Source organism: Mesorhizobium sp. M0184 (assembly GCF_040322215.1).
GTDB lineage: Bacteria > Pseudomonadota > Alphaproteobacteria > Rhizobiales > Rhizobiaceae > Mesorhizobium.
Genome location: NZ_JAMYSZ010000017.1, coordinates 53415 through 68324, shown reverse-complemented (window position 1 = coordinate 68324; position 14910 = coordinate 53415). Strand labels below are relative to the sequence as shown.

General features: G+C 61.4%; 12 protein-coding genes. 4 read left to right on the top strand and 8 right to left on the bottom strand.

The window, feature by feature from the left end:
- Positions 1-21 precede the first annotated feature (21 nt).
- Complete coding sequence (locus NKJ23_RS20825; RefSeq protein ID WP_352454133.1) at positions 22-1026, bottom strand: LacI family DNA-binding transcriptional regulator; 1005 nt, start codon at positions 1024-1026, stop codon at positions 22-24.
- An 808-nt stretch (positions 1027-1834) separates the two neighbouring features.
- On the opposite strand from NKJ23_RS20825, the gene NKJ23_RS20820 reads away from it, so the two are divergent.
- Positions 1835-2386, top strand: a complete 552-nt coding sequence (locus tag NKJ23_RS20820) for a hypothetical protein (RefSeq protein ID WP_352682005.1) — start codon at positions 1835-1837, stop codon at positions 2384-2386.
- 39 nt (positions 2387-2425) lie between these two features.
- Here the strand turns inward: NKJ23_RS20820 and NKJ23_RS20815 are convergent, their stop codons facing one another.
- The 3 genes from NKJ23_RS20815 to NKJ23_RS20805 form a co-directional block, all read right to left on the bottom strand.
- A complete protein-coding gene (locus tag NKJ23_RS20815; protein ID WP_352448141.1) occupies positions 2426-3100 on the bottom strand; it encodes a LuxR C-terminal-related transcriptional regulator in 675 nt (224 codons plus the stop codon).
- A complete protein-coding gene (locus tag NKJ23_RS20810) occupies positions 3097-4542 on the bottom strand; it encodes a sensor histidine kinase (RefSeq protein WP_502898014.1) in 1446 nt (481 codons plus the stop codon). Before NKJ23_RS20810 ends, NKJ23_RS20815 begins: the two co-directional genes overlap by 4 nt.
- A 145-nt stretch (positions 4543-4687) precedes the next feature.
- A complete protein-coding gene (locus NKJ23_RS20805; protein ID WP_352682003.1) occupies positions 4688-6205 on the bottom strand; it encodes a S10 family peptidase in 1518 nt (505 codons plus the stop codon).
- A gap of 279 nt (positions 6206-6484) precedes the next feature.
- Here NKJ23_RS20805 and NKJ23_RS20800 point away from each other — a divergent pair, with 279 nt between their 5' ends.
- Positions 6485-6982 carry a hypothetical protein gene (locus NKJ23_RS20800; RefSeq protein ID WP_352469597.1) on the top strand — a complete coding sequence of 166 codons (498 nt, stop codon included), beginning with the start codon at positions 6485-6487 and terminating at the stop codon, positions 6980-6982.
- 61 nt (positions 6983-7043) lie between these two features.
- Here NKJ23_RS20800 and NKJ23_RS20795 read toward each other — a convergent pair whose 3' ends face one another.
- A complete protein-coding gene (locus NKJ23_RS20795; RefSeq protein ID WP_352644179.1) occupies positions 7044-8435 on the bottom strand; it encodes a four-carbon acid sugar kinase family protein in 1392 nt (463 codons plus the stop codon).
- Between the two features lie 4 nt (positions 8436-8439).
- The gene (gene oiaX, locus NKJ23_RS20790) at positions 8440-9714 is read right to left on the bottom strand and encodes a 3-oxo-isoapionate-4-phosphate decarboxylase OiaX (RefSeq protein WP_352644177.1); all 1275 of its coding nucleotides are present in this window, start codon (positions 9712-9714) and stop codon (positions 8440-8442) included.
- Between the two features lie 183 nt (positions 9715-9897).
- Between oiaX and NKJ23_RS20785 the strand changes: the two genes are divergently transcribed.
- Both NKJ23_RS20785 and NKJ23_RS20780 read left to right on the top strand, forming a co-directional pair.
- Entirely contained in the window at positions 9898-10611 is a 714-nt protein-coding gene (locus NKJ23_RS20785; RefSeq protein ID WP_352577753.1) for a transcriptional regulator NanR, read from the top strand.
- Between the two features lie 312 nt (positions 10612-10923).
- On the top strand, positions 10924-11892 hold the full coding sequence (locus tag NKJ23_RS20780) for a GlxA family transcriptional regulator (RefSeq protein WP_352682000.1): 969 nt from the start codon (positions 10924-10926) through the stop codon (positions 11890-11892).
- Between the two features lie 78 nt (positions 11893-11970).
- Here the strand turns inward: NKJ23_RS20780 and apnL are convergent, their stop codons facing one another.
- Both apnL and NKJ23_RS20770 read right to left on the bottom strand, forming a co-directional pair.
- Positions 11971-13878, bottom strand: a complete 1908-nt coding sequence (apnL, locus tag NKJ23_RS20775) for a D-apionate lactonase (RefSeq protein WP_352681998.1) — start codon at positions 13876-13878, stop codon at positions 11971-11973.
- The gene (locus tag NKJ23_RS20770) at positions 13875-14909 is read right to left on the bottom strand and encodes a Gfo/Idh/MocA family protein (protein WP_352681996.1); all 1035 of its coding nucleotides are present in this window, start codon (positions 14907-14909) and stop codon (positions 13875-13877) included. Before NKJ23_RS20770 ends, apnL begins: the two co-directional genes overlap by 4 nt.
- Position 14910 lies beyond the last annotated feature (1 nt).

Here is a 14910-nt window from a genome sequence, read left to right as displayed (position 1 = left end):
TCCCTTTGCCGGCATCTGGCGTCACGCGCTGTCGAATGGGCTCAACGCGCATGGGATCACTTCGGTGCGCGGCGCGCCCTCGACTTTGCCACCCAGCCGTTCGAGCAGCATTTCCGTGGCGCGCTTGGCAAGCATTGTCGGACTGTTGCCGACACGGGTCAGCTTCGGCCTGACATATTCCAGTTGAGGCAGGTCATCGAAGACTGCGATGGCGATATCCTGAGGGATATTGATCCCATGGTCGTAGAATTCGGTCAGCGCACCGGAGGCCATCAGATAATTGGCGAAGAACATCGCCGACGGCAGGTTTCCGCCGTGCTTCTCCCTGAGCCAGGTGACCGCTTCCCGCCCTGACGGGGCAAGATAGCTTCCCTCGAACCGCAGATCGGCGGAGATTGGCACGCCATTGTCGGCGAGCCCTTTTTCGAAGCCGGCGGCACGCGCCATCGCCTCTTTGAAAAAGGATGGCCCGGTGACATGGGCGACGCGGCGATGGCCTCTCTTCGCCAGATACTCGCCCATCAGATAGCCGCCGCCGAAATCGTCCAGCTGGACGCTGTCGACAGCATGGTTCGGCAGATGGCCGATGAAGACGGCGGGCAGATCGAGGCTGAGCAGTTCGCTGTGCATGCCGTGCAGCGCGAAGTCGGCAACGATGACGCCGTCGACCCGCTTGCGCCCTATCTGGCGCAAATACTCGCGGCCGTGATCCTGTGAATGTCCGCCCGGCACGTCGGTGTTGAAGATCAGCATGTCGAGGCCGACCACTTCGAGCGTCGACTGCGCCGTTTTCACCAGCTCCGGATAGAACGGGTTGCGGATGTCCGGGATCAGCATCGCGATGATGTTGGTGCGGCCGGTGCGCAGGCTTTGCGCCTGCGGGTTCGGCGTGTAGCCGAGCTCGTCGATCGCCGCTTGTACGCGCTCACGCAGCGATTTCGATACCCGGTCCGCATGGTTGATGACATGCGACACGGTCGTGCGCGACACGCCCGCTCGCGTAGCAACTTTGGAAATCGTGCTCATTGTGACAGGTTATGAGCACATGAATGCATTTGCAAATCGATTTACCGATGTCTCGCAAATTAGGGCCATCAGGCGGATTGCGCAAAATGCCAAAAGAAAAGGCCGGACTGTTAAGCCCGGCCAAGTGTGAAGGTCTATAACCTCCAGAGGGGAACGCGCCGGACGCAATGGGAGGAGACATCCGACGCAATTCGCATATGGGTCTGTATTGGTAGCGTTTCAACGATGCGGCAGTAGACCAACGGCGTTGCTGCCATAGAGCCAGAAACGCAAAGCATTCGAAGGGGGCGGTGGATCGCAGCTGCCAGTTGGACACAAAGGTCGCCGAATGCAGGGTGGCTCCTGGCATAGGGACTTCAGTCTGTAGGCCTATCGACCAAGGACCCGCACAGCCAAACTTTGGTCCGAGGCTGCTATCGCAAAAGCCCGAAATGCGAGAGTTTCAGGAACTGAGTTCCGAGGAGCCCCGTTGCGATGCCGACTGTTACAGGAGGCCGCCATGGACCCGAGCATTCACCAGGCACGTTGGCTGCTTTTTCCGTTATTTGGCCTGTGTTTCGGGATCGCGGCCATTGGATTTATTGTTGGCTGACAGTGGGAACTCGGCGCTACCGCGGAGAGACGCAACCACGGGAAGGCAAAAGACTTGCGCAGTAAATAGTCCCTTCCTGCGCTAGCGAGACCCACCAGTTACCATCGTGGGACTGGTGGGCCTTGACGTTCCGGACGCAAACCATTGTTTTAAGCATCACACGAATTCGAACAGGAGGCAGTACGACAGAGCCGTATGATTAAGGGGAGTTCCGACATGCGACTGGCAAGTTCATTGATGACGACCCGGAAACGAAGGACCGGATCTTCACGAGGACGTCGTGTCGGCATTTCTGTAGTCGTCTTGACCTTCATTCTCGTCGTGAGCCCCTATCGCGTCGTGTTCGATGGATCATCGCAGCCGCTCGGCCCGCAGGCTGCCTGGGCCAAAGATGGCGGGAACGGCAACGGCAATGGCGGGAACGGGAACGGGAATGGGAACGGCAATTCGGGCAATTCGGGTGGAAACTCCGGCAATTCGAACTCGAACGCTGGTGCCGGCAAGGGCAAAGCAAAGTCGCAGGACGACAATCTCCCTGATCCCGCCCCTGCGGTAAACCCCGATAGCAAGCCAAAACTCTTTGTCAACGCATCCACAGGAGACCGGGTCGAGGTGAGCGGCCCGAGCATTGGCGTGGTGCATTCGAACGGCCTCAGCGAGCGCATCGACAGCGACCAATATGAAATGCGGGATGCCGAGGGCCGCACCATCATTCGGCGCCTGGCGACGCGTTCCGATCGAGACAGGTTGCTTGGAATGATCAACTGAGGGCCAGTTCACATGGCCGCGCTGTGCGGCAATTTCGGCTCAAGCATGATCGCGAACAGGCGGATGCCGGCGCTCAGTCGCGTCGCGCAAGGTCATGGCGGCTTCGGTCCTGTTGCTGACGTTGAGCTTGGCCAGGATTCGCGTCATGTGGTGCTTTATCGTCTTTTCATGCAGGTTCAGCCGAAGCCCGATCCGTTTGTTGCTCAGTCCCGCGGCAACCAGCGTCAGGATCTCCCTTTCGCGGCTGGTGAGGTCGGCAAGTCCGTCAGCTTTCGCCGGCTCTTTTGATTGAGCCGAGAGATCGGCCAACAGGCGCGCCGACAATTGTGGACAGACATATCGTTCGCCCGACGCTACCGTGCGCAGGATCGCAGCCAACGTCCTCGACCCGACCCCCTTCAGAACATAGCCCCTTGCCCCGCTCTGCAACGCGGTCATCACGTGCTGGTTTTCTTCCGAAACGGTCAGCATCACAATTTTCAGTGCCGGATGCCGCTCAAGGGCCGGTCCGATCACGCCAAGGCCACCTCCAGGAACCGAGATGTCCATCAGCAGAATGTCGGGCCGCTGGTCTTCGATTATCCGTAGGGCATCGTCTCTGCTGCTTCCTTCACCGACGATCTCGAACCCGCCGATCTGATCGAGCGTGCGCACAACGCCTTCCCTGAACAGCGGGTGGTCGTCGACGATGGCGAGCTTGATGGCTACTGTCATGTCTGCCCCATTTCAACGATGTTGAGGGCCATTCTTACGACTGTGCCACTCTGTGAGGAAGTCACGGTAAACTGGCCCCCGAGGCTTTCCACCCGCTCGCGCAGCCCAACGAGTCCCAGCCTCTCGGGACGCACGATTTGCGGGTCAAAGCCAGCGCCGGCGTCGGCCACTTCGATACAAACGCGCTCGCCGTCGAAATGTTTCTCGACCGACTGACCTTCACCTCCGGCATGACGGAATCCATTGTTCAGCGCCTCCTGGACGAAGCGGAAGATGCAGATCTTGGCCGCCGGCGACAACGGCGCATGGCCGCCGGTCATCGATAATCTCACTTTGACGCCGGTTCGCTCTTCGTGCGCCTGTACGGCTAGCTGGAGAATTTCACCCAGTTCGGCATGCTCGATATGCGGCAGGACAAGGCCCTTGCTGATGCTCCTGATCTCGCGCATGGCATCGTCCAGATGTGCTTTGATGGCCAGCAATTCCTGTGCACGCTTCGATTGCGGCGTAGCGGGATCGGCAATGACGGGGCTGTCGATCCCCAGCGCCGCGAGAGCAACCAATTGCGCGGGGCCATCGTGCAAGTCCGCACCGATGCGCCTGAGATAGCGTTCGTTAAGTGCGGTGGCACGCTGCGAGGCACGCTGCACCCGCAGCCTCAACAGTCTGTTTTGCGCAAGCAGATCGGAAAGCTCGGCAATGCGCTGCTTCAACGAGCGGCTCTGCGAACTGATCATGCGGCTGCCACGGAACACGATTGCCGACAGCCCGAGAAAGAAGGCCGCTGTGACGGCGGCAACGTCCAGCCAGGTTCGAATGAGCGCCTGATGCAGGTTTCTTTCAAAATCAGTGGCGACCTCGTAGAATTCCGAAACGGCCACCACTTCCCCCGACCATGGCTGCAGCACCGGATTGTAGATCTCGAGGAGATGCAAGCCGCTGGCTCTTTCGGCCTCGCTGTCCGGATCGTCGAGCTTGTCGAACTCCGAAACCATTTGGCCTGCGAATGCCGTCCGGAGATTGTCGCTGGGTTCAAAGCGCTTGCCGATCAATGTCTTGTCGGTCGAATACAGGATGGTTCCGTCGCGACGCCAGAGCTTGAAGGATTCGAGCCTTGTGCCGAGTGCCCCTTGTCCCAGCGTTTCATCGAGCGCGTGGGCGACGCTCTCGTCGAGCACTTCGCTCTTGCGCATATCCGGAAGCAGCGGTGCGATAACGCTGTCCACGTAAAGAGCCGTTGCAGATGCCGAATTCTGCGTGACCACGGTTTCTATATGGTTCGTGACGGAAATCCCCACCACCACCATGGCTGACAGGGAAAATAGACCGCCCGCGAGCAGGAACTGCGTTGCCAGCGACAGCGCATTCCAACGGTCAACAAGGCTTGTCAGCCTGTGTGGCTTGGTGTTCCGAATGGCCCGCTCGACGGCACGCCGCACCAGTGGCGCGATTCTGGAGAGCCGGCTAATCCGTTGTCGAACGTCGCTGAAAGACGCCATCGTAGGTATGTAACCGATCAATCGCGATGGAACTAGGGCCTGATGAGAGGGCGAACAGCGTATCCGGCGCTTTTTTGGGCAAACCGTCTCATTGCGTCGTTCGGTAAAGCTCGGACGCGGCCTGCTTCAGTGCCGCCCGTCCATCCGGCCTCAGATACATCATGTGCCCGCCCTCCAGCACCTCGGTGCGAATGGGCTTTGCGCCGGCAAGCGAAGGAATTTGACCAAGCAGGTAGCGCGAGCCCATATACGGCGTCACCAGGTCGCTGTAGCCGTTGACGATCAGCACGCCGAGGCTGGGGTTTAGCACGCGCGCCTGTTGAAGGTCGTCCATGACACCCGCATAGCCCTGACGCGTCGCGCTCGTCCCATAGTCCCAATTGCCGCTGACTTCACGGTTGAGAAGCCGATAGCTGATATCCGTGCGGAAGTTCAATTCATCACGCACATAGCCGACGAAAGCGGAGGTGAGCGCCGGCACGCTTCGGTCGAGCACCGGATCGGGACCCTCGACTCCCAGGCTCTCTGGCGCCACGTCCGCTGTCGCGATGTTGCCGTCATAGGCGCTGAGAACATTGCCCTTTGCCCGTGCAAACTCCTTGGCGAACAGCCCTATGGGAATGCGTGCAAAGTGCCGCTGGACGAGATCGAGCGGCAGACCGGTGATTGCGGCGACACGCTGGCTCGCCAGGCGTCCACCCTGCTCCAGCCCACCGGCCAGCGCGGCCAGATAATCGCCGAGCGCATAGCGTTCGACTTCCGCCAGCCGCTCCTGCAGGGCCGGGCCGGAAACGCCTTCGCTGTGTAGGCGCACTGCCGCCAGCGACGGCAGTTCCAGCGCCCAGTGGAGCGGCTGGAACTCGTCCGGGCGCACCAGCGTGAATTCGAGCGCCGGCGAAATCAGCACGACGCCACTCGGGCTGATGCCGATGTCTTCCTGAAGCTTCCTGGCGAGCAATGCTGCTCGAAAGCCGCCATAGCTTTCGCCAGCCAGGAAGACAGGCGATGCCGTACGGTTCGTCTGCGCCAGATAGAGCCGGATAAACGCGCCTATCGACGCGGCGTCCTGGCTGACGCCCCAGAAGCTGTGTGCTTCCGTGCCGGGCGCTTCACGGCTGTAACCGGTTCCAACAGGGTCCACAAAGACCAAGTCGGTCATGTCGAGCCAAGTGTCGGGGTTGTCGAACAGCCTCTGCGGCGGCGGCAGGAAACTTCCATCGGCCGCCGTCGCCAGGACCCGCGGACCGAGCGCGCCGAGATGAAGGTAAGCGGAAGCTGCTCCCGGACCGCCATTGAACACGAAGGTGATCGGGCGCCGCGGATCCGGTCCCGTTTCTTTCCCGGAATGCAGTGCATAGGCGACGTAGAAAATCTCGGCGGTGATATCGCCTTTGCCGGACGGCAATGACAGCGTGCCGGCCTTGGCCTCGTAATCGAGCGTGCGTCCGGCAATGACGATCGAATGATCGGAAGTCTGCGGCGGTGGCAAGAGCGAGAGAACCCCGCCTGTAGGCGGCGGCCGCTGGGCCGTCTCCGCGTGACCCACCCCAACTCCGGCAACCAACAGCAGAAGAGCGAGGGCGATTTCTTGCAGCTTGATAGGCATGACGTCTCCGGAGCAATTGGCTGGAAACTAGCACACCGTCGGCCGAACCAAAGTCACAGCACCGTGCGCCAGTACATCTGACAAGAAGGGGTCGGATTTGGAAATCCGATGCCCAGGCGGAAGATAGGGCGCGAGGGTCACGGCGGCAGCCTCAACCTCTTGCAGCAGATGCATGCGGCGGAATGACGTACCAAACGACTTCGTGAATTTTCTGCCGGTTGACTCGATTGGCCCACTTCCTAGGTTGGCATTCGGGCTCCCGTGCAATCCGAAGTTGGCATGACATCTTTCCACACCCGAAAGCTTGCCCTTCTCCTTCTATCGGCAAGCGCCGCCATCCTGTCTTCCTGCGTCATGCCCGACGACACGTCGAGCACTGCAAAGGAGGACGCCACGGCGGCGGCAGCCCGCAGGGAGATGGTCGGCCTTAGCGAGGCGGACGTTCGAATGTGCGCCGGCTTTCCGACCGCCACTGCCGATGTCGGCAAATCCGGCCAGATCTGGACCTATCAGCGCGTCGTTCAACGCGGCAATCTCAACATTGTCGTTCCGACCGTGGCCATTGGCCCCGTCCCGGCGCTGGGAGGTTCCGTCAACGTCGCCCCCGGCGGCTATTGCAACACGCAAATTCGAATGGTTGACGGTCATGTTGCCGAGGTTGCCTACGCCGGCGACAACAACCTGCCGAACAACCGCGATGCGCTCTGTGTCAGCACGGTAGACGCCTGTGTCGCCTACGCCCGTCAGTATCATCCAGGCAGGACAATGGGCAGATAGCGGGATGAGTGGCATTGCCGCTGGTCTGAACGCCTGAGATTTCTGGTTTGCCGGCTAGTGACTATCCTCGATCCCGATCGAGCATCACCGATTTGACCTGACATTCCCCGCTCTCAACCGCGGACCCGACCCCATCGCGAATAGTGGAGAAATAGCGGTCGGTTCCGACCTGCCCGCCCTTGAGGGCAATTTCCAGCCCATCGATCGCCTTAATGCTTGAATGCGCCACACAAAGTGGCGAGCCCGGCGATGCCGGCAGCGGCATTCGCACCGTCAGCGCGTCGACGCCCATCTGGCCAAGTGCATGGCTCGACGTGTCGCCGCCGGCGATGACCACGCGCAGTAGCTTCTCTTGAAGCGTCAGTTCGCGGAGAACCTCGCCAAGGCCGCGGCCGAGCTTATGGCGGGCGCCTTCCCGGAGATCGATTTCTGCACCGCGGTCGGCCGCAGGTCCGAGCGCGGTGTAGAGGATGACGCTGCGCCCGGCCCGTAGGCTGGAGCGGCCGGTTGCCACCGCGCGCGCAATCGCGTCGTTCGAAGCCTCAGAAACCAGTTCGACCGGGTCGAGCTCGATCCCGTCGAAGCCGTCGGCCAGAGCATGACGGATCTGTCGTTCCGTCGTCGGCGAGCAACTCCCCGAGACCACGGCGATCCTGTCGGCAGCGCCCGGCGGCGAAAAGGCGGATTTGGTATCCACGATCCGGTTCGATGCCCATTCGACCAGCAAGGCATATTCGATGCCTGAAGAGCCGACGACGAAATAACCGCCCGGCTTGCGAGCGCGCCAAATCTCCTTGCCGGCAAGTGCCTGGGTTTCCAGGCTATCGACATCGACAAGCACGATACCTGAGCCATTCTCCACAAGCCGGTCGAATGCTTTCGACCGCGACGCGGACTGCAGCGTCGCCAGGTCGACCAGGCCGGAGGCGAGGCTGGTCTGGCGCGACAGATGGATCAGCAGGTCGGATTCGTCCATCGGCGTGGTCGGATGGCGGCTCATCACGGGATGGCGGTCGATGCGGAAATATTTTTCGCGATAGGCCGCGAACAGATGACCGAAGGCGGTGTAGCGCTTCAGCTGCGGCGCGCCGACCACCAGCGGCACGCCGTCTTGCCGGAAAACCGAGCGGCCGATTTCGATCGCCCGGCCGATGCTGCCGATTGCCGGGCTGGAATCGAAGGTCGAGCAGACCTTGTAGTGGCAGATCTCGGCGTTGACGGTCTTCAGCCAGGCGAAGGCATTCCGCAGATGCGTGTCCATCCACTGCGGCGTCTCGCTGCGGCTGGTGCCGGCCAGCCCGAGGGCGCGGCAATGCGCAAATTGTGAAAGCAGCGCCTCGTCCGGCTGGCGCATGAACAGGACGGTCGGCACGCCGCCGAGCTCGAGCGCCTCCATAACGTCGGTCGAGCCGGTCAGGTCGTCGCCATAGTAACTCAGAAGCAGGTTTTGCATGGCGTCAGGCCGCCTCGCCGCCGCCGAACTTCTCGATCGACCGCGCCAGCTCGACATGGCTCAAGGCATAATCCGCCAACGGAATGTCTTGGACCGCCGCCTGCCAGGCCTGCTGCACGGCGCGCACGCCGGCGCCCGGCCCGTCCGGGTGGCTGACGATGCCACCGCCGCAGAGATAGAGAAGATCGACCGTCCGGCCGGTTCGCTGGAAGGTTTCAGGCGCCTGCCCGCCCCACTGGCCGGAGCCGGCGACCGGCAATGCGCAATCGGCCGGCGAAAAGATCGGCGTGGTCACCGCCTTGAAGGATTCGACGAAGGACCAGTCGGGTTCCCAGTATTTCGAGGCGATGCCGTTGATCTGGAACTGGTCGACGCCGAGCAACCGCCAGAACTGCTGCCAGACCTTGAAATCCATGCCGAGGCCGGGATGGCGGGTGAGAATGTCCCAGCCATTGCGGTGGGCATGGAGCACCAGGCTGGAGCGCTTTCGGAGGTAAGCCATGCCACCAAAGCCGATCGAATTGATGTTGACCACCGCGCAATTGCCGCCGGCCTTTGCCACCAGATCGTGGTTTCGCATCATCTCGTCGGGATCGGCATGTGAAATGCCGAAGGCATACATGACCTTCTTACCGGTCTTCTGCTCGTGGTCGAGGATCAGCGGCATGATTGCCCTCACTCGCTCCGACAGCGGTGAATAGGCCGGGCTCATCAGCTTCTCGTCGTCCTTGATGAAGTCGACGCCGGCGGCAATCAGCTCTTGCACCATTGCGGCCGTCTCGTACGGGCGGAGTCCCAGCGCCGGCTTGACGATGGTCCCGATGATCGGACGATCCGCGACACCGGTCAGCCTGCGGCTGCCCGTGACGCCGAATTGCGGGCCCGGATGCGCGCCCCGGTACTCCTCGGGTAGCTTCATGTCGACGACACGGATGCCGGACAGGCCCTTGATCGAAAAGGCGCCGCCGATGGCGATGGTCATCAGCGCCGACAGGTCGGTGCCGATGGCGTCCAGCGGAAAGGCGATATCGATGTCGGCGCGCTTGACCGGGCCGTTGCGTGCTTCGGGGCTTGCTCCGGAACCGGTTTCGGGAAGGGACGGCCGGTCCGCGTCCGGCAGATGCCGTATCGCCAGGACTCGCGCTGCGACCCTAGCCTTGAGCTCTTCCGTCTCGCCGGCCAGCGCGACGAAGGTCCCGGTCGACTGGTCGCTTGCAATCTTGGCCGCCAGCGCCTCGATATTGCCGGGCGTTTCGATGCGATAGGTAAGAACAATCATATTCGCGCGGCCTGCCGGGGAGGTTTCGAAAAAGGTTCCTTGGCCCTCGAAATCTGGTATAATGAGTACATAAGCATTGCAAGCCCTATCCGGCTTGGCGGTAAGGGCGAGTCGGCAACAGGCGTTCCGGAATTCACGGCGGAAATGCTAGGTATAGGCCGGTCAAAGGAGTGATTCGCGACGATGAACCGTTCGGAGCCGATCGTCCGGCGCAAGCTTTCCGACGAAGTATTCTTGAGACTGAAGCGCCTGATCACCGGCGGCGAATTGCTGCCGGGTGACGACATGCCGTCGGAGCGCGAATTGATGGAGCGTTTCGAGGTCGGCAGGCCGGCGATCCGCGAGGCGATGCAGGCGTTGAGCAATATGGGGCTGGTCGCGATCTCGCATGGTGAGCGTGCCAAGGTGCTGCAGCTCACCGCCAAGTCGATCATCAAGCAGGTCGACGGCGCAGCCAAGATCATCCTGTCGTCATCGAAGGACACGCTCGAGCACCTCAAGAACGCGCGCATCTTCTTCGAGCGCGGCATGGTCAAGGAAGCTGCAGAAAAGGCCACAGCCGAGGACGTGCAGCGGCTGCGGGAAACGGTCGCCGAGCAGCGCAGCCATCGTGGCAACTCGGAAGCCTTCATATCCGCCGACATGAAATTCCACACACAGATCGCGGCAATATCCGGTAACCCGATCTATGTCGCTGTCAGCGAGGCAATGCTAGGCTGGCTAAAGGAATACCACACCGAAATGCTGATCTGGACCGGCAAGGAAAAGTTCACGCTGACCGAGCATGAAGAGATCGTCGGACGCATCGAAGCCAAGGATGCGGATGGCGCCGAGAAGGCGATGATCAAGCACCTCGAACGCTCGCGCGCGCTCTACGTGATGAATTCCGGCAACTGAAAATCAAGTGCAGGTCCCGACCGGCGTCGCGGTCGGACCTTGTTCTCGGCCTACTGGCTGACCACAGATCAGCCTGAGCCCGGACCGACGCAGTTTTATGTTGCCGTCTGAATCCGGTGTATGTGCCGCGTTGTTTTCATTCAGCGATTTCAGCATTTGCATCTTCCCAGCCGTGGATTTCCGCCGCCCGCTTTCGTCAGCAGGCCCGCATAGGCCCGTCTTGGAGGCGCCTGGCTTCTTCTTGAATTGGCAATTCTTGCAAAGACTATGCTAGATTTGCCAATCGGCGAGAACGACACCGGGAGAACCGCAATGGCTGACAGGAGCCTCCACGTCGTGATCTGGCTGCCGTCGAATTTCTATTCGGCCGTCGTCTCGACGCTCGTGGAAATGTTTCAGCTTGTGAATGACGTCTGCCGTTCACAGGTTCTCTCCTGTGAGTTCGTTTCAAGGGGCGCGCCGTCGGCATCAACCACAGGAATTTTCTTCCCGACGAAGGCTCAACCATCCCGGAAAATGGATGTCCTGATTCTCATTGCGATGCCGGGTGTCGAGATTCCGGAGCTTCTGCGCTCGCTCGACGAGGAGAGTGAACATTCAAAACCGCTGATCGCGCTCGCGCAACAGCAGGACGCAATCATCGCAGCACATTGCGGCGCGTGTTATCTGCTCGCCAATTCGGGATTATTGGACGGTAAACGCGCAACGATATCCTGGTGGCTGAAAGCCGAGGCAAGCCGCCGGTTTCCGCAAGTGCGATGGGACGCTTCCCGCCTGCTCATTCGCCAGGACCGCCTTTACACATGCGGAGGCGGGTTTTCCGGACTCGAACTCGCCAGGGCTTTGCTGATCGATCTGGGCTTCTCGAAGGAGGAGCGGATCATTCGAAAACTTCTGGTTCTTCCTCCGCCGCGCAAATTCCAGAGTCCCTACGAATTTTCCCTCGACGAAATTTCGAACGAGGCCAGCCCATTCGAGAACAAGCTGCGCGAGCTCTCGAAAGACAAGATGTCGGAAATCGATCTGAAATTTCTCGCAACTGAATTGGGCATGTCTTCGCGAACCCTGTCTCGCAGATTTTTCGACGAACTCCAGACAACGCCGGGAAAATGGATCCAGGAACGGCGGCTGGAGTTGGCAAAATCCATGCTTGAGGAAACGAAACTGAGCGTTTCAGAAATTTGCTATCGGGTGGGATATCAGGACGTCGCCTCGTTCAGCCGTCTTTTTTCCAGGACAACTGGAATGGCACCAGGCGAGTTTCGAAAGCAGATCCGGTGACAAGTCGGCAACGGAAGTGCTGCCGCTACGGGCAACCGCTGCCGAAGTGCGGCTATCCAAGAGCCTCGGCAAATGACTTCAGCCGATCCGGACGATTGCGTAGGGTGTCATCACAAGATGGTCTCGGCCCGACGTGTCTCGCGGAATCTTGCGCGACATTCGTCCATCCCAGATCTTCAGAGGACCCCGATCGGAGCCGAGCCCGGAAACATCGACCGGAAAATCGTCCGGGGTAAGGTTCGCCAGCCAGACGATGATCTTGCCTGTCTGGGAGCGGCCGGCCAGTGCCAATACCCGCGTCTCATCGGTCGTTGTCGCCGCCACATGCGCATGGCCGGCCAGATCGCAAAGTCCTTTCACCGCGTGGAAAATCGGCCGGGGTGCACCTTCTTCGACAGGTTCGCCCGACGAGGCCAGTACGCCGAATGGTCCGGTGAAGCTGCAGAACGTGAGCATTTCGAGCCCGGCCGGAGCAACGCGTGCGGCATAGCCGATCGTCCATGCGGCCCCGAACAGCCCGGCATGGCGAGGGTCGCGGTTGGCCATGGCAATGCGCTGACTGTCGGGATTGGCCTTGGTCGCGCCGCCATAAGGGTTCTGGCGCATGGCAATGGTCGACGGCCCGATCCGATAGGGTTTTGGCCCGAAGATCGCCCTCACCGAGGCTGTGATGAAAGGCAGTGCCTCCAGCGACTGCATGACGCTGAGATCGTCGGCGGCGTGCACGATCGGGCAGGTGCAATGCGTGACGAAATCGAGCGGGTCAGCCGGCACACGCTTGCGATTGAGTTCGGTGAAATAACTGAACATGCCGCCGCCGAGGCGGGTGTCGGGAAAGGCGCGCCGCGCCGCGGCATAGACGTCTTCGAGCGGTGGGCATTGCGGCCATGCGCTGCCCGGCGGCGTCGACTGCCGGTCGACCGAGGGCGAGACGGCAATGGCCGAAAGCTTGAGCCCGGCCTGGCGCACCATGTCGGCGACGTCTGAAAGCTCGGCGTCGAGATCGCCGTCGCCGGCAATGACACATTCGAGCGTTGTCCGGACCGGATAGGCGGCGGCGAGCCGGGCGTAGGATCGCAAGGCATCGAGCTCGTGGCCGCGCGTCGGGTCATAGTGGAACATCAACTGCTGCGGACCAAGCTCGGACAGCATCGGCAGCTTGCCCAGCGCCGCCTCGACCTCATCCGGATAGACGATCACGCCGATATCCGGCAGCGCCGGTCCGGCTTTGCCGAGCGTGACGCGAATTGGTTCGACGGTTGCCGCAGCCGCCGGCACTTTCCCGCGACCCTCTATCCGCAAGCTGATGGTCTGGCGGAAGGTCTTGCCGGCGGGCAGCACATAGGGCCATGGCAGCGCCAGCGGCCGAACATAGGTCTTGTAGGAGGCATCCGACCAATTGCGCTGGTCCTCCATCTCGAAAGTGTCGCCTTCCATCCGGCATTCGGCGGTGACGTTGGGCCGGACTTCATGAGTGATGGCGCGCAAATCCTTGAAAGGTTGCCAGGGATCGATCAGCTCTGGAAGCCGCGTCGCGACCACGCTGCCGTCGGTATGCTCCACCGTGACCGGGCTGCCGGACAGGCCGGCAATCGGATGCAGGATGCAGAAGCCACAGCGATTGGTTTCGAAATCGCTGTCGGGAAGAGTGCTCACGTCGAAGACCAACTGGCCATCGGCGGAGCCCTTGATGGTCGCACGGAAGCCGAGTCGGCTGCCGTCCGGTGCTTGGCAACTTGCCGAATAGCTGACGGAAAAAGCCGCGGCATCCTGCTCGATGGTAAGGTCGGCCAGTGTCGGCTCGTAGGTGCCCCAGTCGCGATCCCTGACGATGTAGGCGATGGCGCGCAGAACCTCGGTGCCGCCATGCCGGACGGTGCGCAGATTGCCGTTGACGAAGTCCGCCGTCAGCGCGCCGGCGCGCAGCCTGACCGGTTCGGCTTCAACGGCACGTGTGCCGTAGAGGAGGAAGGCGTCGGCTGTCATTTCAGCAAGGCGTCGAGTTGCACCGGCTCCCGGCTTGCGGCGCCAGCGTACGCCGCCTCGACCAGCGCTAATGTCTTGAGGTTGTCCGCGCCCGAGGTCGCGGGCTCGGTTCCGTTGGTCAGGCAATCGACCCAGTGCTTTTGAATGGCGACGACGCTTTCCTGGATGTTGTGCCACGGCCGCGATGCCCAGGCCAGCAGCGGTGGCGAGACGTTGCTCACGGCTGTCCCGCTCCTGCCGGTGACGGTGAGCCGGTAGCCCTGCGCCAGCCGGATCGTGCCGTCGCTGCCGTCGATCTCGATCAGCGTCTCCGGAAACGGCTCTGTCGCGAGCTTGCTCGCGTAGCTGCAGTCGACCATGGAAGTGGCGCCGCTCGTGTGGTCCATCAGCATCGTCGCAACGTCCTCGCCGGCAATGCCGGGATTGATGCGCGCCGTTCGCGCAGTGACCGTCGAGACGTCGCCCAGCAGGAAGCGGGCGATGTCGAGGATGTGGATACCCAGATCCTCGATGATGAAGCGCTTTCCCGTCGCCAAATAAGGCTGGCCGGAAAACACGTCATAGGCAGAGCGGAACGAGATCCGTCCGAAAAAGGGGGTGCCGATTTCGCCGCTGTCGAGCACGGTACGCACCGCCTGGATCGGCGACTGCCAGCGAAAATTCTCATGCACCATCAACGGCACGCCGGCGTCAGCACAGGCCTTTATCATCGCCTTGGCGTCGGCAAGCGTCGGCGCAAACGGTTTTTGGCAGATTGCCGGAACACCGTGCTGCGCCGCCATCTCCACGAGCATTCTGTGGCTTGGTGCGGTGGTGGCGACGTCGACGAAATCCAGCCTTTCGCCGGCAAACAGCGCTGCCGCGTCGGTATAGCGCCGTGCGACCCCGAACTGGTCGCCAATGATCCGTAGCCGGTCCGGATCGCGGTCGCAGATGGCGGTGATCGAGGCGCCCTCTATGTCGCGCCAGGCATGCATCTGGTTGACGGCAAAGAAGCCGCAGCCGATCAGCGCTCCACGCAGTTCCGCCATG

What these genes read in the sequence shown, in the direction of transcription:
- NKJ23_RS20785 (WP_352577753.1), top strand. Translation starts at nt 9,898, where the DNA reads ATGAACCGTTCGGAGCCGATCGTCCGGCGCAAGCTTTCCGACGAAGTA.
- NKJ23_RS20780 (WP_352682000.1), top strand. Translation starts at nt 10,924, where the DNA reads ATGGCTGACAGGAGCCTCCACGTCGTGATCTGGCTGCCGTCGAATTTC.
- NKJ23_RS20820 (WP_352682005.1), top strand. Translation starts at nt 1,835, where the DNA reads ATGCGACTGGCAAGTTCATTGATGACGACCCGGAAACGAAGGACCGGA.
- NKJ23_RS20815 (WP_352448141.1), bottom strand. Translation starts at nt 3,100, where the DNA reads ATGACAGTAGCCATCAAGCTCGCCATCGTCGACGACCACCCGCTGTTC.
- apnL (WP_352681998.1), bottom strand. Translation starts at nt 13,878, where the DNA reads ATGACAGCCGACGCCTTCCTCCTCTACGGCACACGTGCCGTTGAAGCC.
- NKJ23_RS20770 (WP_352681996.1), bottom strand. Translation starts at nt 14,909, where the DNA reads ATGGCGGAACTGCGTGGAGCGCTGATCGGCTGCGGCTTCTTTGCCGTC.
- NKJ23_RS20795 (WP_352644179.1), bottom strand. Translation starts at nt 8,435, where the DNA reads ATGCAAAACCTGCTTCTGAGTTACTATGGCGACGACCTGACCGGCTCG.
- oiaX (WP_352644177.1), bottom strand. Translation starts at nt 9,714, where the DNA reads ATGATTGTTCTTACCTATCGCATCGAAACGCCCGGCAATATCGAGGCG.
- NKJ23_RS20805 (WP_352682003.1), bottom strand. Translation starts at nt 6,205, where the DNA reads ATGCCTATCAAGCTGCAAGAAATCGCCCTCGCTCTTCTGCTGTTGGTT.
- NKJ23_RS20825 (WP_352454133.1), bottom strand. Translation starts at nt 1,026, where the DNA reads ATGAGCACGATTTCCAAAGTTGCTACGCGAGCGGGCGTGTCGCGCACG.
- NKJ23_RS20800 (WP_352469597.1), top strand. Translation starts at nt 6,485, where the DNA reads ATGACATCTTTCCACACCCGAAAGCTTGCCCTTCTCCTTCTATCGGCA.